This is a genomic window from Prolinoborus fasciculus, from assembly GCF_056724605.1.
This window is the reverse complement of record NZ_JBWZQN010000021.1, coordinates 25714-48938: the sequence shown is the minus strand read 5'-3', so window position 1 is coordinate 48938 and position 23225 is coordinate 25714. Positions and strand designations below refer to the sequence as shown.

The 23225-nt window shown below is 42.8% G+C and carries 19 protein-coding genes; 3 read left to right on the top strand and 16 right to left on the bottom strand.

The genetic code is table 11. The features are described 5' to 3' along the window. The first annotated feature begins 115 nt into the window (after nt 1-115). The gene (locus AC1P5O_RS07035; protein WP_318270488.1) at nt 116-529 is read left to right on the top strand and encodes a DUF2238 domain-containing protein; all 414 of its coding nucleotides are present in this window, start codon (nt 116-118) and stop codon (nt 527-529) included. Nucleotides 530-602: 73 nt separating this feature from the next. On the opposite strand, the gene AC1P5O_RS07030 is transcribed toward AC1P5O_RS07035, so the two are convergent. From AC1P5O_RS07030 to AC1P5O_RS06990, 9 genes are all read right to left on the bottom strand, one after another. Then, complete coding sequence (locus AC1P5O_RS07030) at nt 603-842, bottom strand: hypothetical protein (protein WP_121980047.1); 240 nt, start codon at nt 840-842, stop codon at nt 603-605. 196 nt (nt 843-1038) lie between these two features. Further along, the gene (locus tag AC1P5O_RS07025) at nt 1039-1329 is read right to left on the bottom strand and encodes a hypothetical protein (protein WP_318270487.1); all 291 of its coding nucleotides are present in this window, start codon (nt 1327-1329) and stop codon (nt 1039-1041) included. Between the two features lie 109 nt (nt 1330-1438). Continuing rightward, nucleotides 1439-2401 (bottom strand): protease SohB, encoded by a 963-nt coding sequence (sohB, locus tag AC1P5O_RS07020; RefSeq protein WP_004646527.1) that lies wholly within the window; start codon nt 2399-2401, stop codon nt 1439-1441. Nucleotides 2402-2552: 151 nt separating this feature from the next. After that, nucleotides 2553-3467 (bottom strand): phosphate ABC transporter ATP-binding protein PstB, encoded by a 915-nt coding sequence (gene pstB, locus AC1P5O_RS07015; RefSeq protein ID WP_004279716.1) that lies wholly within the window; start codon nt 3465-3467, stop codon nt 2553-2555. A 13-nt stretch (nt 3468-3480) separates the two neighbouring features. Continuing rightward, nucleotides 3481-4872 carry a phosphate ABC transporter permease PstA gene (gene pstA, locus AC1P5O_RS07010; protein ID WP_004279713.1) on the bottom strand — a complete coding sequence of 464 codons (1392 nt, stop codon included), beginning with the start codon at nt 4870-4872 and terminating at the stop codon, nt 3481-3483. Then, a complete protein-coding gene (gene pstC / locus AC1P5O_RS07005) occupies nt 4872-6251 on the bottom strand; it encodes a phosphate ABC transporter permease subunit PstC (RefSeq protein WP_005107378.1) in 1380 nt (459 codons plus the stop codon). The genes pstA and pstC overlap by 1 nt, the downstream gene beginning before the upstream one ends. A 104-nt stretch (nt 6252-6355) precedes the next feature. Beyond that, entirely contained in the window at nt 6356-7387 is a 1032-nt protein-coding gene (locus tag AC1P5O_RS07000; RefSeq protein ID WP_121980046.1) for a substrate-binding domain-containing protein, read from the bottom strand. Between the two features lie 434 nt (nt 7388-7821). Beyond that, nucleotides 7822-9354: a pyridoxal phosphate-dependent decarboxylase family protein gene (locus AC1P5O_RS06995; protein WP_004279709.1), complete on the bottom strand. Its 1533-nt coding sequence runs from the start codon at nt 9352-9354 to the stop codon at nt 7822-7824. A gap of 3 nt (nt 9355-9357) precedes the next feature. Continuing rightward, entirely contained in the window at nt 9358-10731 is a 1374-nt protein-coding gene (locus tag AC1P5O_RS06990; protein ID WP_004279708.1) for a diaminobutyrate--2-oxoglutarate transaminase, read from the bottom strand. 475 nt (nt 10732-11206) lie between these two features. Between AC1P5O_RS06990 and AC1P5O_RS06985 the strand changes: the two genes are divergently transcribed. Further along, complete coding sequence (locus AC1P5O_RS06985) at nt 11207-11911, top strand: SIMPL domain-containing protein (RefSeq protein ID WP_004279706.1); 705 nt, start codon at nt 11207-11209, stop codon at nt 11909-11911. Between the two features lie 164 nt (nt 11912-12075). Continuing rightward, nucleotides 12076-12672 (top strand): phosphatase PAP2 family protein, encoded by a 597-nt coding sequence (locus AC1P5O_RS06980; RefSeq protein ID WP_004279704.1) that lies wholly within the window; start codon nt 12076-12078, stop codon nt 12670-12672. An 820-nt stretch (nt 12673-13492) separates the two neighbouring features. On the opposite strand, the gene AC1P5O_RS06975 is transcribed toward AC1P5O_RS06980, so the two are convergent. The 7 genes from AC1P5O_RS06975 to AC1P5O_RS06945 form a co-directional block, all read right to left on the bottom strand. Further along, the gene (locus AC1P5O_RS06975) at nt 13493-13744 is read right to left on the bottom strand and encodes a hypothetical protein (protein ID WP_004782677.1); all 252 of its coding nucleotides are present in this window, start codon (nt 13742-13744) and stop codon (nt 13493-13495) included. Between the two features lie 874 nt (nt 13745-14618). Beyond that, on the bottom strand, nt 14619-15050 hold the full coding sequence (locus AC1P5O_RS06970) for a hypothetical protein (RefSeq protein ID WP_004782680.1): 432 nt from the start codon (nt 15048-15050) through the stop codon (nt 14619-14621). Nucleotides 15051-15077: 27 nt separating this feature from the next. Then, the gene (locus tag AC1P5O_RS06965) at nt 15078-15299 is read right to left on the bottom strand and encodes a hypothetical protein (RefSeq protein WP_004691603.1); all 222 of its coding nucleotides are present in this window, start codon (nt 15297-15299) and stop codon (nt 15078-15080) included. A gap of 76 nt (nt 15300-15375) precedes the next feature. After that, nucleotides 15376-15840, bottom strand: coding sequence for a hypothetical protein (locus AC1P5O_RS06960; protein WP_004782681.1), 465 nt, complete (start codon nt 15838-15840; stop codon nt 15376-15378). A gap of 112 nt (nt 15841-15952) precedes the next feature. Next, entirely contained in the window at nt 15953-18481 is a 2529-nt protein-coding gene (locus AC1P5O_RS06955; RefSeq protein WP_004782682.1) for a hypothetical protein, read from the bottom strand. Beyond that, on the bottom strand, nt 18478-21114 hold the full coding sequence (locus AC1P5O_RS06950) for a lysozyme family protein (protein WP_499005913.1): 2637 nt from the start codon (nt 21112-21114) through the stop codon (nt 18478-18480). The genes AC1P5O_RS06955 and AC1P5O_RS06950 overlap by 4 nt, the downstream gene beginning before the upstream one ends. A 7-nt stretch (nt 21115-21121) precedes the next feature. Beyond that, nucleotides 21122-23104: a hypothetical protein gene (locus tag AC1P5O_RS06945; protein ID WP_499005912.1), complete on the bottom strand. Its 1983-nt coding sequence runs from the start codon at nt 23102-23104 to the stop codon at nt 21122-21124. Nucleotides 23105-23225 lie beyond the last annotated feature (121 nt).

Genomic DNA, 23225 nt, shown 5'->3' with positions numbered 1-23225 from the left:
GGAAGCAGATGAAATATTATTGGCGAGATTTTCAAGTCATGACAGCTGACAAAATAGAGCAATGGGTGGAGAAAGTATCAAACCAATTCGGAAAAGAATACATGTTTACTTTTTAATGGATACTTATTCTTATGTGCCCTATAACCAGTGGATCGAACAGATTTTTGGCTTTAATCTGAATGAAGCCATGCACTGGTCACGCAATTTGTTCGACCGATTTGTCCATCTGGCCTACGGATTATTACTTTATCCAATTTTCCATCGCCTGTTTCAGGTCTGGTTACCGCAGCAAAAACCTGTGGTCATTTTCCTGCTGGTGATTCAGTTTGTGGTGGCCAGCAGCATGCTCTATGAATGGCTGGAATGGCTGATTGCCATTGGTTTATCTCCTGAGGAAGCTGAAAACTATAATGGACAACAAGGTGATATGTGGGATGCGCACAAAGACATCTTGCTTGCTACGATTGGCGCGGCGATAACAGGCGGGCTGCAATTGATACCGAAAAATCAAAAAAGCTCATCGAAGTGAGCTTTTAAAATCACAATCTAATAGCTGAATTAAAGTTTTGGATGACGCATTTAATTACGTTCATATTCTTCAATTAAGAATATGGGCAATATCGCATCCAATCATCCTTCATTTTTTGCAGTTCATTCCCCGTCAACATCTCACTGTAATAAATGAAATAGGTTGCATCAGGATATTGAATCTCATGACGGAACATTATGCCACGCAGTGACACAGATAACTCCTCAGGAAAATCATCCTCTAAATAAAGTTCTTCAAATTCATAATTAAAATAACAATTTTGCGTCGCAAGAAATGCTTCAGCTATAGCCATGTTTCTGCTCTAACAATAAAATATGCTTTATTTTATCTGATTAGTTTCAGTGATGGTTTACATTTCATTCGGTTCAATCCATTGAACAAACTTAGATTCTGACAAATGTGGATATTTGAACTTATCTAGATATTCAAAGCAGGCCTTTTGGCCTTGAGGGATTTTATCCAGATGCTTATCGAAGAATAAATGCCGACTATTGAGCGCCATCAAAGCGAATACTCACACGTTCAAATTCGTTACCACCTCGAACTTTATGCATCTGATAAAACTGCACAACGCCACATTCTTTCGATGGAATAACAGGTGGATCATTGGGCTTTAGAAAGCTATACAGCAGAAAGATACAAACGCCGGGTAGAAAACTCAGCCAAAACAAAACCTTCTTAGAATTATCCTGAGTTAATTTTGCTTCAGAATAAAGCATACATAACATCGGAATAAATACGATACTAAAAAACCCAAGCAACAAAATAAACGTGAGCATATGAGCCTAGACTCAATCAGAGTACTCCACTTATATCACAACAATATGATTTCAAAAAATAAAAAAGCCCACCGAAGTGAGCTTTAAAATTCATTCAAGATCAACTGAATTAAAGTTTTGGATCACGCATTTGTACCAAGTTTGCATTGGCTTTACTTAAGCTTTCCATGACTTTATTCATGACAGTGGGTACCAGTGAATCAGCAATTTGCGCTGCTTGCAGGCCCAGTTTTTCACCCAAAGTTGGTTTCTTGCGGGTCTGGATGGAATAGATATCATGTTGGGGCAACAAGTTGAGCAGGTATTCATCTGAGGTTTGCAGTTTATCCACCAGATTTAGATCTAGCGCATCCCGACCATACCAATGCTCACCAGTGGCCACTTTTTCAATATTCAGCTGTGGGCGATACTTTTCAACGAAATGTTTGAATAAAGCATGTGTTTGCTGTAATTCTTCTTCAAACTTGGCCTTACCCTCTTCGGTATTTTCACCAAACATAGTCACGGTACGTTTGTACTGTCCTGCGGTATAGAGTTCAAAGTCGATTTTATTGTCTTTCAGCAGGCGGTTAAAGTTGGGGACTTGAGCAACCACACCAATTGAACCGACAATCGCGAATGGTGCAGAAATAATTTCATTGGCGATACACGCCATCATATAACCGCCACTAGCGGCCACTTTATCGACACAGATGGTCAGATGAAAACCTGCCTCGCGTAAACGTACCAGTTGAGCTGCTGCAAGTCCATAACCATGAACCATGCCGCCCGGACTTTCCAGACGCACTACAACACGGTCACGACCGGCTTTGGCTGTGGCCAGAATCAAGGTAATTTCTTCACGCAAGCCTTCTACCGCAGAAGCCGCCATATCGCCTTTAAAATCGAGTACATAGATTTTTTGATTGGTTTTCTTACGCGCACGCGCTTCTTTTGACAGTTGTTGTGATAACTGTAAAAGTTCCAGTTTAGAGCCAGTAGTTTGCGCTATTTTTTTTCGTTGTTCATTGATACGCGCATTGAGATGACTAATACGGATTTCAGCGGACAGTTTCGGAGTATGAAATAACATAAAAAATCTATTCTCTATTTAATTCGGATTTATTCCTTTAGATTAGGTCAATTTCGGTTTTTTTCAACTTTATTTCGAGAATTATTACGATTATCACCATCTATTTCACCTATAAAAAAAGAGCCTTGCGGCTCTTATTCTAGATATGGGATTAACCGAAACGCCCGGTAATATAGGCTTCAGTCAACTGATGATCTGGCTGGGTAAAGACTTTTTCGGTCGAGTTGACTTCAATCAGATCCCCCAAATGGAAATACGCAGTACGATCCGATACACGTGCTGCCTGTTGCATGGAGTGAGTTACGATCGCGATGGTATATTGCGTAGATAGCTCAGAAATCAGCTCTTCCACTTTGGCGGTTGCAATGGGATCAAGTGCCGAACACGGTTCATCCATCAAAATGACTTCTGGACTGACTGCAATCGTACGCGCGATACACAGACGTTGCTGCTGACCACCTGACAAACCTGTTCCCGGCTGGTTCAAACGATCTTTCACTTCTTCCCACAGACCGGCTTTGCGCAAGCTGCCTTCGACAATTTCTTCAAGATCGTACTTGTCACGCGCCAAACCATGCAGTTTTGGGCCATAGGAGACATTATCGAAGATTGATTTTGGAAATGGGTTCGGCTTCTGGAACACCATACCAACCTGTGCACGTAGCAAGACCACATCAAGATTTGGATCATAAATATCTTGGTTATCCAACATCACTTTACCGGTTACACGGCAGCTATCAATGGTATCGTTCATGCGGTTTAAGGTACGCAGAAAGGTCGATTTACCACAGCCTGATGGCCCAATAAAAGCAATCACTTCATTTTCATAAATGTTCAGGTCAATGCCTTTAATCGCTTCCGCTTCACCATAGTACACATGCACATCAGAAGTACTAAGTTTCACATTCGTCGACTTCGCATCTTTTTTGCTGCTGCTTTGCGTATCGAACTGGGAAACAAACGGAGTTGCCGGCTTTTGTGTCGCCTCATCCGAGGTGAATTGTGTCTGTTGTGGATTCACGATTTGATCCTTTTTTAAGGAATTTTGAATAACAGTTGTGTTCATGATTCTGCCCCTATTACCAACGGACTTCAAATTTCTTACGTAACCAGATGGCCAGGCTGTTCAAGCTGATCATCATGGCCAGAAGTACAATAATTGCTGCTGCGGTACGCCCTTCAAAGAAGTTACGCAATTCATTGCCTTGCCATAAGAAAATCTGTACAGGTAAAGCCGTTGACTGATCAAATGGTGTGGCTGGAACGCTGGCAACAAAAGCACTCATCCCGATTAATAACAATGGTGCGGTTTCACCTAAAGCTTGTGCAACCCCGATAATTGCGCCTGTCAAAATACCCGGTAAAGCCAAAGGCAAGACGTGATGGAATACTGTCTGGATGCGAGAAGCACCGAGGCCCAAAGCTGCCTGACGAATCGAAGGTGGAACCGCTTTAAGTGATGCGCGTGTGGTGATGATCACAGTCGGTAAGGTCATCAGACTCAGCACCAGACCACCCACCAATGGTGCTGAGAGTGGCAAATGCATCCAGCCAATGAAGATCGCTGCACCCAATAGACCGAAGACAATTGAGGGAACGGCTGCCAGGTTGTTAATATTGACTTCGACCACATCGGTAATCCAGTTTTTCGGTGCAAACTCTTCCAGATAGATCGCGGAAGCCACCCCGATTGGAATCGAGATAAAGATCACGATCATCATCATGAACAGCGAGCCCATAAAGGCGCCTGCCAAGCCAGAAGTTGCTGGTGAACTGCGCGAGTCAGGACTGGTGAAAATATTGGTATTGAAACTATTTTCAATCACACCAGAGGCTTTCATCTCGTCCGCCACCTGACGTACTTCAGGACTGAGCTGCTGCTGTTCATCGGGAAGATCACGGTCAATATTTCCTGCCAGCCAGACATCGACATTGGCATCCGCCAGAATTTTCACTTCCTTGCTTTGACCGACCAGACTCGGATCATTCATGACCATGTCTCGCAAGCGGTACGCCTCAGAACTGGTATATAAAGAACCCAGTTCATCACGCTGGCTTTCCAGCTTGCTGTCTTTGGCAATCATGCCGTTGATAATCAGCGCATCCCAATCCACCATTCCGACTTCGGTCTGCCAGGCGATAAAGCGATCTTCAAACTGTGCTGGAGATTCTCCTGCAGCTGGCTTCGGTTTTGGACCAATATCCACAATGGCTGGATCGAAATGAATCGGCAAACTCATGCTGCTTTGCCAGAATGCAGGCAAACCTTTGGATAAAATACTCCCGAACAGCAATACCACAAAGAACAGACCTGCCAGTACCGCAGAGAAACCAAATAAACGAAAGGTTTTTTCTTTACGATGACGTCGTGCCAAAGAGCTTTGAATGGTCTTCTTACGCTTTTCACGCAGCTCGGCGGCGATGGATGGATCAATACGCTGATCCACAGGCGTTGTATTTGAAGTACTCATTAGTCGTATTGCTCACGATATTTACGCACGATGATCAGTGCAACAATGTTCAAACCTAAGGTAATAACGAATAGCGTCAGTCCTAGTGCAAAGGCCACCAGTGCTTGTGGACTAGCAAAGTCAGTATCGCCAGTTAGCTGATTCACGATGGTAATCGTGACCGTAGACACGGCTTCAAGTGGATTGGCATGCAACTGTGGGCTGTTCCCGGCTGCAAGAACCACGATCATGGTCTCACCAATCGCACGTGACGCCGCCAACAGGAACGCACCAATAATACCCGGCAAGGCTGCGGGTAAAACTACCTGACGGATCGTTTCAGATTTGGTGGCACCCAAACCCAAAGAGCCATCACGTAAGGCACGCGGCACCTGAGTGATGATGTCATCTGACAGAGAAGATACGAACGGAATAATCATGATGCCCATCACCAGACCGGCAGTCAGCGCACTGGTCGCATTAATTTCGAGTCCGACCAGGGCACCCATGCTTTTAAGGAATGGACCGATGATCATCAAGGCAAAGACACCATAGACAATCGTAGGAATACCCGCCAACACTTCAATTGTAGGTTTTGCCCAAGAGCGGAATCGCGGTGAAGCGTATTCTGCCAGATAGATCGCAATCATCAGGCCAACCGGAACTGCAACTAAAAGTGCGATCCCGCTGACCATGAGCGTGCCCCATAACAGTGGCAATAAACCATAACTGCCTTCAGCACTGCCAGAGGTACTAAATCCCGGGTTCCATTGGGTACCAAAGAAGAAATCCAGTGGGCTGACGAAGCTGAAGAAACGCATTGCCTCGCCAAACATCGACATCACAATCCCGAGAGTGGTCAGAATCGCCACACCTGAACACAATGCCAGGCCGATATTAATCATTTTTTCGACTTGGTTACGTGCACGGAATTCCTGGCTAATATGTTTCTTGGCCCAGACCAGACCGGCCAGCGCAGCCGAAATCACGACTGCCAATTTGGCAAAGGTACCAATGGTCGAGAATTTAGCCAGCTGTTCTGCTGCTGCAACTTCATAGGCTGCAGGTGTATCACTGACCCCGAAACCTGAGGCAAGTGCCTGAACGCGATCAATCACAACACTCAGACTTGCCGGATCCAGACTAGCAGAAACATTTTCTGGCAAATGGTTGAGTACGACCTGCTCCAGAAAAGTGGGTTCCACCATGTTCCAAACAATCAAAATTAAAAACGCAGGGATACCACACCATAGTGCAACCAGGGCACCATAATATCCAGGACGCGAGTGTAAGTTTGCAGAATTGCTTCCCTTACCTGCTAAGCTACGGCTTTTACTTAATCCGATTTGATAGGCTATGGCCATGATGGCCAATAACACACCTATAAGTAGCAGATTCATGTATTCTCCACTGTTTTTTCAATTTTCATGGTTTGAAAAAACTTGTTTATCGCAAAAAGCCGATGGTAGGTTGACCCTACCACCAGCGTTTTCAAAATCATTTATTACTTCACAACAACCGCTTTACCAGCCTTGAAATTTGCCAGGACTGCCGCACGTTCTTTATCAGACATTGAAATCAGACCTGCTTTTTCCAGCTTAGAGCCTTTGCCAGATACTTTCTTGTTCAGGAAGTATTCTGTGAACTGCGGTAAGCCTTTGATCGATTTCAAGTGCTCGCCTTTCACATAGAAGAACAATGGACGTGATACCGGATAAGCACCATTCAAGATGGTCTTTTCAGAAGGCGCTACATTGTTCACCGTAGCAACACGTAGACGGTCACGGTTCTGGTCATAGAAACCTAGGCCAAACACACCTACCGCACTTGGAGAAGTTTTTAAACGTGCCAATGTTTCGGTATAGTCACCGGCAATCTCAACCACACGGCCATCTTTACGGAATGTTGTACAAGCTTTTTTCTTGGCATCTTTGTCTAGAGACTTAATTACAGCATACGTTTCACAACCTGCATCCACCATTTTCTCCTGGAAGACTTCGCGCGTACCATGATTCGACGCAGGAATTACCAGGGTGATCGGTTCATTCGGAAGTGCTTTGTCAATTTGGTTCCAACGCGTGTACGGGTTAGCGACCATTTTTCCATTTGATGGAAGTTGTGCAGCAAGTGCAGCGAAGACATGTTGTGGACGCAGTTTATAAGCCGCTTTGTTTGCATTCGATGCAAACACAATACCGTCATAACCAATTTTGATTTCTAGGACTTGGTTAACGCCATTCTTTTTACATTCTGCCAGCTCTGTACTCTTGATTTGACGAGAAGAGTTTGCGATATCAATCGTGTTATCACCCACGCCATTACAGAACTGCTTTAAACCACCTGAAGAACCGCCAGAACCGACAACTGGTGTTTTAAACTGTGGAAAAGTATTACCGAATTCTTCTGCCACGATACTGGCATATGGAAGTACAGTTGAAGAACCTGCAATTTGAATGGTGTCACGTGCTGCGTGTGCAGTCGTTACAGCAGTTGCCCCGGTTACTGCTAATGCTAAAGCTATATTTGTAAAGCGCATTCTAGTATCTCTCTCATTTATGCAAATTTGGAGTACACCACTTTTTATTCAGTTTTGTACTTCTTTCGATACCTGCATTTTGATTTTAGAATATGACAGATAAGTTACAGCTTTATTACGATTTAGTGATTTTTAATCTAGCGGCTTTTTCTTGATTAAATTTTTATGGATTTCAATGATTAAGTTCTTTATGTCATTCACTTCAATAAAAAATTTTAGACCAATGACATGTAACAATTTTTATAAAACTGAACTCAGGATAAATCCTGCTCCCCAGTTTTACATAAGCCTATGACAAATAAATAACAGGCTAAACGGGATTCAGATCTTCCGTGTTTTTGTGGGGAATTTCGATCTGGGAAATGACCTTTTTATTTTTTAAGCCTACAAAAAAAGGAGATCATTTCGATCTCCTTTTTTCACACCACAATCACTTATGCAATTGGTGGCGTGTAGGTACCATCAGCGATTGAATCCTTGATACGATCCGCTTCTGCAAGCACTAGCGCCAACAGGTTCTTCACATTATCAAGCGTTGCAACCGGGCTTAAAGTAGTCATTTTCAGAGACTGAACCTGACCAACTTTCGTCACACCAATGTTCGCTTCACCACGTGCAAACAGTTCGTCTGCTACGTTTTGATTGAGCGTATCGAGTAATTCAACCGGATATCCCGCTGGAACCACACGGAACAAGACAGACGCGAATTGAGGCTCAAGCAGAAGCTCCAGACCATCAGTCGCTTTAATGTAGTCTGCCACATCACGGGTTAATTTCACGCCATGATCGATCATCGAACCATAAAGCTCTTCGCCCAGTGCTTCAACTGTCATCCACAATTTCAATGCATCAAAACGACGCGTCGTTTGTAGTGACTTCGATACCAGGTTAGGAACGCCATGCTCTTCATCATAAGCGGAGTTCAGATACTCTGCTTCATAATGCATGAAACGGTAATTCGCTTCATCTTTCAGCAGGAACGCGCCACAAGAAATGGTTTGAAAATAATGCTTATGGAAATCAAGCGTGATCGAATCCGACAGCTCAATCCCGTCCAGCATAGAACGATAGTCATTGGATAGAATCAGTGCACCACCCCATGCCGCATCGATGTGCATCCACGCGCCATATTTATTGGTGATTTCACGAATTGCTTTCAATGGATCAATCGCACCAGCATCCGTTGTACCCGCTGTTGCCACCACACATGCCACGATCTTGCCTTCAGACTGAAGATGCGCCATGGTTTTTTCCAGTGCATCTACGTCCATCTGTGCATTTTCATTCACAGGAACAGTGACCACTGACTGGAAGCCCATGCCCATCATCGCCATGTTCTTTTGCACAGAGAAATGTGCATTTTCAGAACAGATGACTTTGACATTACGCATCGCATCCGCAGGAATACCATCGCGCTGAACCGACCACGGATTACCGTTTTCGTCTTTCCAGTTTTTCGCAATGCAAGCATCACGCGCCAGCAATACGCCCATCAAGTTAGACTGTGTCCCACCAGAAGTGAATACACCGGCCTGACCTGCACCATAGCCCACTTTTTGACGTAACCAGTCAATCAGCTGAACTTCCATCAACGAACCGGCCGGGCTTTGATCCCATGAGTCCATTGACTGGTTGGTTGCGTTAATCAGCACTTCCGCGATCTGACTGGTCACCATTGTTGGACAGTGAAGATGCGCAAGTGAATGTGGATGATGTACTTTTAAGCTCTTGTTGAGGAATAGCTCAACCATACGCTCAAGAGATTTTTCTACACCCAAACCTTCTTTTGAAGGATTAAATGCAATCGCACTGCGTAGCTCGTTAATGCTGCCGCCAGTGTACATTTTGTCGTTTTGCAACCATGCCGCAACCGCTTTGGTCGCTTGGTCCATGCCAGCCTGATAGTCAGCAATGGATGCAGCATCATTGCAGAGTAACGCTTTACGATGTTCTGCGAAATCTACCATGAATTATGCGCCTCGAACTGCAACTAGTGCTTCAGCAACCGATTTTTTGAAACGAGCAATCACTTCAACACATTCGTCTTGAGTAATGATCAACGGGCAAAGTAAACGAATCACTGTACCGTTACGACCACCTTTCTCAAGCAATAATTTATTGTTGAAACAAGCGGTTTGGATCGCTGCAGCCAACTGACCATCAGCAGGTAAAGAACCCATATGATCCGCATCTTTGCGCTCATCTACGATTTCAACGCCGATCATCAGACCACGGCCACGCACGTTACCGATACACGGGAATTCAGTAGCCAGTTTTTTAAGTTCAGCTTGCAGGAAATCACCACGCTCTTGTGCATTTTGAGCCAGGTTCTGTTCTTTAATGGTATTGATCGTTGCAAGACCTGTACCCATCGCCAATTGGTTACCACGGAAAGTACCGGTATGACCAGCAGGTTGCCAAGCATCAAACTTACGTTTAATACCCAGTACGGCAAGCGGCAAGCTACCACCTACGGCTTTAGACATCACTACAACATCAGGTTCAATCCCTGCGTGTTCGAATGCAAACATTTTGCCTGAACGTGCAAAACCAGCCTGAACTTCATCAAGAATCAATACGATGTTGTGTTTTTCAGTCACTTCCCGGATTTTTTGCAACCATTTTACTGGCGCCGTTACCACACCGCCTTCACCTTGAATCGCTTCAAGAATTACAGCTGCAGGTTTGGTCACACCACTTTCTACATCTTCAATGAAGTTTTCAAAGTAGTAAGTCAGGGCATCAACACCGGCTTCACCACCAAGACCCAATGGGCAACGGTATTCATGCGGGTATGGCATGAACTGTACACCCGGCATCAAGCCGTTCACTGCATTTTTCGCAGACAGGTTACCTGTCATTGCCAATGCACCGTGAGTCATACCGTGATAACCGCCAGAGAAGCTGATCACTGAGCTACGACCGGTAAAGGTTTTCGCCAGTTTAATCGCGGCTTCGGTTGCATCTGCACCGGATGGACCACAGAACTGCAAGCAGTATTCTTCTTGGCCACCTGGAAGATAAGAAAGAAGTGCTTCAGTAAAAGCATCTTTTAAAGGAGTAGTAAGATCCAGGGTATGCAATGGTAAACCGCTTGCAATCGTATCCTGGATACTTTGAATGACCGCAGGATGATTATGGCCTAATGCCAACGTCCCTGCCCCAGCTAAACAATCAAGGTACTCAGTACCTTCAACATCGGTAACCCAGCAACCTTGTGCTTTCGCTATCGCTAACGGTAATTTACGTGGATAACTACGCACATTCGATTCCATCTGACTTTGGCGAGTCAAGTAGTATTCGTTTGTGGAATTGGTGGCAGGGTTTACAGAAGTAACGCTCATATCGAATTACCATCTCTGATATGGGTGAAAGAAATAAGTCTGGTGACGTTTGGTCCTTTGACTCGGCGCTTTATAAAGGTTCTAGCTAGCAGTTTTGTATTCGAATAACTAGGAGGCGGATGATACCGAATTTTTCAGGAAAATAAACAACTTTCAGTCACATTTTGTCCTAATCTTTATCGAAAAAAAACATCATGCTAATCCATCCCCTAAATCATCATCTTACAGTGTGACAGCAGAAAGAAAAGCGTGTTCTTTTATGCTTTTTTGTAGCGTAGGCGACATTCAGGTAATCAATCTCAAAATTATTCATTAAGTATTTAATTATTAATAATAAATATAAATTAAATAATGAGATAAAATTAAAGAAAATTTAACACTCTTACGACAAATATTTCGTAAAAAGATCACAATTGAGATTTAATATTTTAACAACGGCTTAGATGGCCAATTTTAAGAAAAACAGGACAATTTCATGCGTCTCTTAGCACTTACCAGTTTGATCCTTGCCAGCACCCTCGCCACAGGCGCATTTGCAGCTCCTGCTGAATCTCTGAATTATAATGTTGTTAATCTTTCAGCAGAGGCCAGCCGTGAAATCTCAAATGATGAAATGCATGCTGTGCTTTATATTGAAAAATCCAACAAACAACCAGCTGAACTGGCCACTCAAATTAACCAGCTGATGAATCAAGCAATTGCCACAGCACGCAAATATCCAACTGTGAAAATCGAGACTGGGGCACAAAGTACTTACCCTATTTATGACAATGACAACCGCAAATTAAAAGAATGGCGTGGTCGTGCCCAGATTCGTCTGGAATCAAAAGATTTTAAAGCGACATCTCAATTGATTGCTGAATTACAACAGCACTTCCAGACCCAGTCGATTAATTTCAAGGTATCTGACGAAAAGCGTAAAAAAGTTGAAAGCGAGCTGATGATTGAAGCCACCAAAAACTTCCAGCAACGCGCACAGGCACTCACCCAGACCTGGAACAAACCGAGTTATCAACTGGTGAACTTAAACCTGAATACTAACAATTATTCACCACAGCCAGTACCGCGTATGGCCATGATGAAATCTGCATCGGCTGATATGGCGGTTCCTGAGCAGGAAGTTGCAGCAGGCGAATCGCAAATGGCCGTCAGCGCGAATGGAGCGATTCAGTTTAAATAAGACCTCATTATATTATTCAGACTTTTAAGAACCACTCTTTTGAGTGGTTTTTTATCATGTGAATATTCTTTAAAAAGCGAGGCTACAAATTCATACAAACTCAGGTAGGAATTGAGGTTTGACCGGTTTAGAGTAACGGACATTTGTTCCAGTCCTCTCTGCTCATGTCCCTTGACCAACTGAATCTTTACCTGTTTCATATCTTAAATGTACCCGACCAAGCCTCAATCTGGATGATCAACTATGCCTCCCTGATTGCGCATGACCTGGTTTATCTCTTTTTGCTGATTTTTGCTATTGCTTGGTTCCGTGGTAGTTACGAAGTAAAAACAGGGATTATTAAAGCCTTCATCTTTACAGCTATTACATTATTGATGAGTGAAGTATTGTCTGCGGTACTCAATACCCCACGCCCGTTTGTGATGGATGTTGGTCGCACCCTGATTGAACATGCACCGACTGGTTCTTTTCCCAGCAACCATATGAGTATTTTTAGTGGGATTGCCTTCGCCTATTATTTTTCACCGCAGCGAGACTTGGGAAGAATTCTAATCTGGACAGCTTGGCTGGTAGCGTGGTCGCGTGTTTATGTCGGTGTGCATTTTCCGATTGATATGCTGGGTGCGTTTCTGATGGCAATAACAGTAAATTTAGCTGGATTACCATTGTGGTGGAAATATGAGAATCAAATCATGAACTTTATTTTGGGTATTCATTATTGGTTATTTTCGCCTTTAATTCGAATGGGCTGGATTAAATAAATATAATTAAAATGTCATAAAAAATCCCGCTCGAAAGCGGGACTTTTTGAATCTCTAAACTTGAATCTGAATAACTCAATAAATCGCCATATGATTGCGATATATAAATATTGCAATTCATTGTTTTAATTAATTTATTTTAATATACATAAATACTTAACCTCCCATTTAACCTCCAATCATGTTTTGTACTCTCTCATATTGGTCAATAAATTATTTTTTATTAGCTGCTCCTCTATTTAGTGGATCAGGTTCTTAACGGATCGGATTATAAAGCTCCTCAATTTTATGGAGCTTATGCTGCACGTCACTTTTGATAGTCCTTTTTTTTGGCCTCCACTTTTTGGTGGAGCGCAAATCCGCACTAACCAACTTTGAGCTCATCAGTAGAATTTCAGATTTTAAATCCGCATTTCAAATGCTAAATTAACTTGGCCGTCCAAGTGGCAGAGCTAGTCACTTGGGCACTTTTCAAATATGAGCAAGTTTGCTCATATCCGCCTGTGGGGGAAGTGCTCCCGATCCGAAAACTCTCGGAACGCTAACTACACTTTAAGTGTAGTGAAAAGGAATACCACCTGGCCAACACCAACCCAATAGCTGAATGGTCAAAATGACCATGCAGATTCAATCACTAGTTACGATATTTGCACTACGACTGAATAAATGCCCTTAGACAGCATTAGATCGATAAGGTCTAATTAGACAAAACGCAATTTTGCGCTTTGCTTTGAAAACAATTACCTGCATTAAGCCCTATCAGATTTGAAATCCGAAAGGGTAGCATTTGAAATGCTACCCTTTCTATTTGGCATATGAACTAATTAAATGGATCCACAACAATTTTCACACAGCGATAATGGAATCCTGCTTGTTCACCAGATCCACTATTTAATTCCATCTCATGCACCAGATCCACTACCCGGCCTTTGTGTAGTTCACCATCAATAATTAAAGATATCTTCTCACCTATACGCGGTATTGCTGGCAAATCCACTGATATAGAGTGATTAAGACTTTCTTTAAAAAAACCGTAATTACCAAATTTAATTTCAGCTTTTACCCTGTTCATACGACTTCACTTTAAAGTTATCTAAAATATATTAATAACACAGAATACTGCAGATACTGCTGGGGCCACCTGAAACCCAATCAAGCCGAATTAAAAGCGCCGTACTTTAGCGACACGGCATCCCTACACGTTACCTTGACAGCATTCATCTACAAAGTGCCCTAAAACTGTGTAAAAACCTTATCAGATAAGCATCACGGTCATTTTATTAAAACTTCGTTCCGTCTAAGTACGTCTAAGAAGAAAGCCTTGTTTCATCAAGAATCATCAAGAAAAAACTTGATCAGATTTAAAATCCATCCAAGTACATCTAAGTAATTTTTGTTTTACAGGGTAATTATCGAAAATGCTTCTATGCCAATCACAGCATGGCATACAGCGATTTAATAATTTTGATTCCGTAAAACAAAACAGTCTTAAATTGTTCTTTACAGCGTCTATTTGGTTTCCTTGATAGGCCACCAGTAGGAAGACCATCAAAACAGCTTGAAAGCTATATGCAGCAAGGTTTGCCGCTATTTTGAGGAAATCCCATTCCATCAAGGTACATCAAGGAAAAACAAATCTAGCACTACTGCTTCATGCAAAATATTTTAGATTTTGCTCAGTAACGCTTTTAGAAAAAGTATGAAACGCACAGTAAAAATGTCAGAAACGGACGGTTAAAAATCCCCAAAAATGTCAGAAACGCACAGTAAAAATGTCAGAAACGGACGGTAAAAATGTCAGAAACGGACGGTAAAAATGTCAGAAACGGACGGTAAAAATGTCAGAAACGGACGGTAAAAATGTCAGAAACGCACAGTTTCCGGCTGTGTAACGGTAGACATGAGTAAAATTTAATCTATGTATTCAAGAATTATTAATCAGTCTGTTATTTAGCTACTATTCTCATAGGCTGAAAATCATCAATATGAACTTTCTTGGCCTTCAGTAGATCTTCTCTTTTACCATCTACGACCAAGACGGCGCGCTTAACCTGAACTGTCCAGGTACGATCTGCTCCACACATTGTTTCAGATTCAAGAAAAACATTTCCAAATGCTTTACCCTGAAGATTTTGTATATCGCCGTAGGTTATTACATTTTCCGAAGTCCCCTGCACTCTGCCGGATCTGTCCTTTGCTACCAGGTCTAAATACAGTTTGTCATAGGTTCCAAGAAAATCATGGATCGTCACATCCACCACGGCGGAACAGATCCCTGAGTTCACATAGCTGGTCTTAGAATGCTGAAGTGTAATTGGGGTGGCCAAAGAGACTGAGCTCATGAGAGCCATTAAAGAGAATGCTATTATATTCTTCATGATGCGAAATTCCTTTTTCTACTAAAATTATGAATGTGGTGTTATCAAAGGCTGTATTTCAAGTGATTCAAGCAATCCACTATTTCTTTCCCAGGTATCAACTGCTTTGATCCCGTAACGGCTGCTTGAGCGCCCATGCGCTTTAATCACTGGCTCAGGGAAGTTCTTTTTATTTCGCCAGCTGATCAAAGTGCCTTTAGTAATTCCATAGCGCTTCAATAGCTCAGGTGTTGAGATATATAAGGTCATCAATTATTCCTCAAAGTGTAGTCATACTAATCAAGCTATTCAGCAATAACTGCAAACTTTGAATTGTATTTCACATTCATTCTTCACATGTTCTTAGTGGGAATGTATAGCTGTAAAGTTCCATAAAATTACTATTAATCACTTTAAAAGAAAAATGAGTGCCATTGACCCTATAAACTTGAGAAGTGCCAATAGCTGAGGAACAAGCGTAATTTCTAATTAATTGACTAAACTTTTCCAAGTCTATTTTTTCCGATAAATCCTTTTTAGTTTCAATATCTCTTAGCGCATAAGTCTGAGAAATTAAGGGTCTGCTTAACACCATGGTTAATAGCTCTGTATCAGCATCAACCTTTCTAGGTAACGTCGAAACTACTTCATTGGTGATTTGACGAGTAAGATCGTTAAAGCTATCAATATCAATAATTTCATATTTCTCATTGATTATCTTGGCATTGATTAACGAGCGATCAAATCCATTTTCTGCTAAAGCTACTGTTGAATACCCTAAAAGTAATATGGGTAAAACTCTACCAATCATATTTCCCCCTTAATTGTCTCATCACATCATTTGATGTTGAATTTTGGCTATTTATAAATATCAATACAACATAGTAATCTAAAAATTAAAAAAGGAGCCGAAGCTCCTAATTTTATTCTTCTGATAAATCCCACCAGTAACTATTACCTAAGTTCTCCAGGCGCTGCTGTGTTCTCGGTAAATAATCAGGATCAATCATATTCTGCATTTTGGAATACAGCATGCGATCCACCACCAGCTTACTGTACCAAAGATTCTGCAATGGAATATTACTCTTCAGGGTATTGGCCACCTCCATCATCCGGGTAGATTCTTTCCCCTCGATGATGTTGTTACCCATACCAGTTAGCAGCATACCCAGCTTCATGCTTTGGCCTAATAATGGGCCACTGATAAAGTCTGATGCACTTCGACCAGTTGGATCTGAAAGTGCAGACATGATGTCCCCCAGGAAGGAAAGCCCGCCACCTTTAAGAAGTGACTTACCAAAGAAATCAATCGTAAATACCGGCTCTGGATTCTTACCATTGGCCAAGTTCTGAGTCTGAACGATCAATGCACCTGCTAAAGTTTGATAAGCCAGTAGCGAAGCTAGGAACGTCACCCGACTCTTAATATCTCCCTGGGCAAAGGCACGATGACCAATACGGAACATATAAGCCAATGGGAAGCCTTTGAACTGGAATAAGGTTCGGCCTAATTCCCCTTGGATGGTTCCAGCTTCGCCTAAGTTAATGATGCTACGTTCACGTACACCTGCTTCAATAATAGCGACTGACTCCTCGTTAAATAGATGAGTCTGGTATTTCATAGCAGCTTTATACCGGAAGTCAGCCAGTGCATTAGCATTGTCCTGCTTGTCCAGTGGCAAGAACTGCTTAATCACATCATCTGGTGCATTAAAGAAATCATTCTGAGTCAGTACCGCCGTCCCATCTTCACGTTTACTTGGCTCCAGCTGCTGCCATAACTGCCAGTCACGCTCGGTAATACCATTCCCCTGTAAGATCTTAAGATCATCTGCACCAAGATCCTTCCAATCCGTTTTACGGGTCATTTCAGCAAGCTTATTCATATGCACCAGATTAAGCGCTCGTTTCGCTCCTGCAGTGACGGCGTTCAGTCCTGATAGTTTCATAGTCGTTGCAGCAAAAGCCTGCATACGCGCATTAAAACGGCCTGACTTGGTAGCACTACTGACAATATCAGCATCACCGAAACGGGTCATTGAACCGGCCATTTCGTTAATCCCAAGGCCAAACCGCAATGCTTCATCACGTGTGGCACCCTGTTTCAATTGCTTCATGTATTCAGGGAGGATCGATTTGGTATAGGACAGGCCCAGCATATTAGCGACCTTCTTCATACTGGCATGGTCGCCAAAGGTCGTCAGCGTGGTGCCACCTAATTTAGATGCAACCATTAAGGCACGTAATCCACCCATAACGTTACCTAAGGTTGAATCAATCGCCCGGGTATTGGCATCCAGAGTGTTATACATGGACATGGCCCGATGAGCCTGCTTATCAATCTCACCATGTTTCATGCCATTCTGTGGATCTGCTTTCAGTTTGATCTTGGCTTCATCCAATAACGACTCAAAGGTATGACGAGGATTGGATCCAAGGTTCTGCATCATGGCCACTTCTGTACTCATGCGGTGAGTATGGTTTTTCAGAATCTCATGAAACCCTGCTTCATCATAAGTTCCATATTTCTTCTGATACGCCAGCCATGCGTCACCATCCTTGAAATGCAAAGCCCTGGACTCTTGGTGACGATTCGCCATCTTGGAGCGACCACCTACAGGTGATGCACCTGCTTTGGCCTGTTTATTCAGTATCAGTAAGTCTTTGTTGGCGCCGTTGGTTGAGATGGTTTTATAAATCTCCTCAAGCATGGATTTAAGCTCCAGCTCATTCATCAACTCACCAGTCTCTTTGACATACTGATTACGATCTACTCCAGCCAATGCATCGTTCACCCATTCTGATTGATCTGTTAAGGCTACTTTCTTCTGATCATGTGATGTCATAAAGCCAAAGTTATCGAGCTTCTTAATATTCCCACCAGCCCGGTTGAAGGCTAAACGCATTTCCTCCAGGGCTGCACTTACTTCCTTGGCCATCGCCGTAATTTCTGGATTATCAGATTTGCCACCAAACATGACCCGGATAATGTCATCAGTCATGGCCTTGTTTACTGACATGCCAAAGCGTTCCTGTGTCTTGGTAAACACATCAGCAACCAATGACATCCAGCGACTGTGCAAGGCTTGGGATTGCTTCTCTATAGACTGGATACCACTCTGATCCGAGAAGTATGCAATCTTCCGCATTAAAGCTTGGACCGGGTTTAATTTAGGATGGTTATAGATTTCGTTCTGTAGCTGGGCCTTGATGATGGCATCCCGGGCAATGTTCTGATTGTTCTTAGCGATCTGGACGGCGAGATCCGTAGCAGTTTTCTGCGCAATCGCTTCAGCACGTTCAGCAGGACTTTTAAACATCCAATCAGGATCTGTTCTGGCCAGAGTATTTTGTGCCCGGATATACAGTGATGAAATACGATTACTATCAGCTGCACTTAATTTTCTTTTACCTAATGCCTTTGCAACTTGTTCTCTACATTCAGCTCTCATGCTGCTTCACTCCCAAATCTTAATGCGCAGCTTGCCAATGCTTTCACTGCCTGAATTTCATCTTTTGCGATTTCTTCTTGCTCTTTGACATAGTCCAATAGATCTCGGGATGACATCGTCACAATTTCCTCATCCCCGTTTTCATCCAGACGCGTAAAGGTCACTTCCATATCGGGATCTGCTTCCAGAATTGAAACTGCTTCCCTGCCGTCTGCCGTGTCAGTGAATGCACCGTACTCCCCTTTACTAGCCTTGGTTAAGTCCGGTGCACCATCAACCTTAGATTTACCTGGCTTCCAGAACTCCCGTTCTAATGCCTGGGTAGCTTTATGCTGTACTGCAGTTAATTCAGGACTATCGGCTTTACCATTAGCAGGATGGGCGAATAGATCATTTCCATTACGTGTAGCCTTTACCGGGCTAATGGTGCCATCCTGATTAATCTGGCGCTGGAATGTCGTATTAGAAGTACTATTGTGTAGCTCTTGAATAACTCCCCCATCCTCCATTAAACGCTCTCGTTTGAGATAGTTTTGCGATCTAGTTGGGGTCCAATTATCTACACCATCAACAATTGAGTTTTGCGGAATATTTTGGCCAGATTCTCTAGTGTTGAGATCCAAAGTATTTGAATCAGGCGTATCAACAATAACTCTTTGCTGATCTGGTGTGAATTGCTGAAGTTCGGAATCCAATGTATCCAAATTACGGTTGGCACTATTACCAGGGCCAGATAAATCGACCTGAGGTTCAACATACGGCGTTCGATAAGCACCACCTTCAGAATACTGATAATGCGCCGTAGCCTTGAGGTATTCCAGATCCTCCTTGGTCAATGGAGAAGATAGGGCTTCAAACTCTTCCTGGAGTGACTTCACACTATGCTCATCTGCACTGAGTACAAAAGGCATTGCTTCAATTTCAGCATCAGATTGGGACTTGTAAGTAGGGGGTGCAGTTATATCAGACTCAAACTGTGGGAACTCTGATTCACTCCCTCGGACTTCAGTAAATCTTGCTGAAGCATCTAGACTAACATCGCTATAAAGACTTGCGATTTCATTCCAGCGCTTTTCGTATTTGGCCTTTACCTGCCCTACAGTCATCCCATTGAATTGATGACTTGAAGTGATACCTTCTGCAATCTGTCTTGCAGTCTTCTTCTGATTGCCTTTACTCCAGCGTGTAGCCACATCTACAAAAAGCTCATTATCTTTGGCTTTCAAAAAGACTGGTCCACCACCTTCACCAAAGAAATGCAGATAGTAAAGTTCTAGGCCATTCGGATCTCGATTAAAGTGGCTGCGGAAAACCTTGGCATTGTACTCGTAGTAGTTCAGGCCCGCTTTAATTTGATCATTACCATCAAACTTATTCTTACCCCCCATACGGGCAAAGGTGCCATCAAGGGTTTGGAATAAACCAGTAGCAGATGATATTGGCTTTCCTGTCTTTTTATCGATTGGTGGCTGAATCTTTGGATCAAAAGTGCCACCAGTTTCCAAATGAGAAATGACCAAGGCATCCACTGGATTGATACCCCGTTTAGAGGCTTCCTGGACAATCGTTTTTGTCCACGGTTTTTTATCAAATACAGGATTAGTCAAGACATCAGCTATTACTGGCGTTTTCTTCTCATCAGTATTGATAGCGCTTGGTCTTACAATAGCCTTCGGTGTACCTGTTATTGGTACCACTGGTGTACTGGTTACGATTGCTTTAGGTGTGCCTGTCACTGGTGCTTTTAAGCTGACCAGCTCATCATTCAATGCACTCTCCATTGCACTATCCAATGCATCAAAGTGTGAATTGGCCTCTTTTGCATTAGTTGGGCTAAATGGATTCGTACCCTCTGCATGCTCGATGTTGGCCTGAATATGAGCCGCATCATTCATAGTATCTACATTACTATGGTCTTTAATCTGCTCTGGTCGTAAACGCCCTTTGTTCGCCCACAAGTTGAGTAGGAGTGCCATCCCGCCGTTTGCTGCTAATGTGGATGGACTTAAAGCATTTTCCTTTAATGCTTCACCGTATTGAGCGACCTTTTTATTTTCATTGTTTTCAAGAAATGAACCTTCCAGATAATCACCAGCTACGCCAGCTCCAGTAGCCAGCGCAGTAGTAGCCACAGCATCAGCTACTACCGATTTAGCAACACCATGGGTAGGAATAGCAAAGCCCAGAGCATCTGTAACCCCTTTAATAGCTCCACCGGTTCGGGCCGTTTTTATGTCTGCCCCTTTATTCAGTAAGTCTGATTTTTCTGCTTCAAAGGTCTGGTACCCAAATAGTCCAGAGTTTAGGGCCAAACCAGGTACACCGCCTGTACCTAATGTAGTGACGGCGTTCCAGCCAATACGTGTAAAGTCTTTAGTCAAGCCGTAGGTAAATTCACCCACTCCCCCTAAGTCATCAGGCTTAAAAATCTCAAGGTTTTGCGCTCTTAGTGCCGCTGCTTTCTTATCACCACGAATCAAGGCATCCGGTGCAGTAGCTGCCTCAATGGTACCCATTGCCACACCAGAAACAGTACCTAATACGCCGTCGCTAAATCCGCCACGTTCACTTTTAGGTTTAAAGCGAGGATCATCCTGATTTAACGTTAATTCATCATCTGCTAAAAAATCCATCTCTACCTCATCTCACTTTAAAAGTTAAGCGTGTTTGACGCTTCTTATCGGTGGCATCCATGATGTACTTGGTACCATTCTTGAAGTAATAGACGTAGGGATTTTTTGGATCCTGTTCTAAAGGTAAATCCAAGAAGAAGTCTTTATCAGATCCGCCATAGTTACGGGCATTACGAGAGTTAAAAGTCTCCAGCTGCTCACGAAATGATTTCTCACCAACAGTATGAGGCCGCAGTACGACCGACTTACTTCCAAAGAATCCACCTGAGGTAAATTTACCGCCTGTGACATTCTTAGCAGCTCTATTGAAGAGCTCTTCATCAATAGTTTTATTTAAAATATTGCCTTTTGTATCAGTAACCTTTTCAGATTTTTGAACCAAATAAGCATAGTTGGCTTTGATTGAATCCAGATAGATTTGAAAGTCAGGTTTACCTGGTGAAGTAATGCCGGCTAAATAGGTTTCTGTATGCTTTGTTAAGCCGCTTTCATCTACTTTGACTAATCCCTTCTCAATCAGATCCTGACCGGTAACGATCTGACCAGCAATATCTTGCAGACCACGGTTATTCAGTGATGCAGATAAACGATATGAACCGCTTTCGCCTGCAATACTGTTGATCATGTCTCTGGATGCATTGGCATTACCTGCACTAGATTTATAAATACTCGTTAGTAAACCTAATTTGTCACCAGGTTTAGCCTTTTCCCAGAACTGCTTTAATTCAGATTGTTGTTGGGTAGAGAATGGATTTAAGGACCCTACAGTACCGTTTAAAATATTGTTGGCATGAATAGATTTGATGTTCTTAGATAAAGCACTAATGGCTTCAGGATTGCCGCTTAGAATCGCATTGGTTGGTACTACTGTTAGATCTTGGCCAGTCTTAATCGAGTAAGCCAGAGCTGAATTATTTTTCTCATAGCCCAGCATATTTTCATGCGTTTTAGAAAGAAGATTTAACTTCCAACTCACGTCTTTAGCATTATCTTGCGCCGTATTTTGAGCCTCTGAACGCTTTTTACTGAGGTAAGCTTCGCGCTCATCCGCTCCCAATCTCATGAACTGTTGTACTTCAATCAAGGCCCCACTATATTGAACAAACTCAGACTCTTTTTGAGTTCCCTGCACACGTGCCAAACGAGACTTGATTACTGCCTCACTTGGAATTAATCCAGTTTCAATGTCTGCCTTCATTTCATTAACAGCATCTTTAGCATCATCATCTAATTGCTTTTGCTGCAAGGCAGCCGCACGTTTATTCTGATCCATTTGAGTAAGTGCACGACCACTCCAGTAGACAGCCTGCTCTTGGGTTAAATTGGGATGTTTTGCTATTACAGCTTCAGGAGTTGTCAGTTCAGTCAGCTTTTCATTGTCCGACTTATTTCCTAAATAGAATGCAGCTACATCATTACTGGAGCGATTATTCTTATATTCATTATAAGTATCTTTAACATGGGCCAAAGGTAGGCTCTTAGACTGTCCATATGTTGCTAAACCATTCCAAACTTCTTGCTCGGAAGCATTCGGGTTCTTTAAATAATTTTCTTTCATGTCCTTGAGCTGGACAATTGCCTGTTGCTGCTCTGACTTCTGCGCGATCGGCAAATACTTCGATGCACTTTGATAAGAATGCTGTTCGAAGTAATTATTAAAGTTTTGCTCAAACTGCTTAGGTACCACAGTTTTATACTGTTTCTTGATTGACTCAAGGCTATCCTGTCTCTGCTTGACTGCCTCTTCATATGGCAGCCCTTCACTCTGCATTTTGAGTATTAAGTCATTATCTACAACGCTGATATCAGCACCAATCTTGGATGACTGTAATGCAAAATCAGCCTTTTCTGTTTTGTCCTTTTCCTCTTTACGCGCCTCAAGCACACCATCAATAGCTTTACCGACTGAGGCCAGTCCAGTTATTGGCGTATGTTGCTGCAATGTTGGCCGTGATACTGTTCGGCCTTGTGATCGTGGAATTAATGCCATTTTCTTTCTCGAAGTAATTTACTCAATACTTCAAAATTAAATGGTTATGTGTCCTCAAAAAATGGGTGTGTACAGCAATGAAAAAAGGAGGCTATCAAGGCCCCCTTTTTATACTGAAATA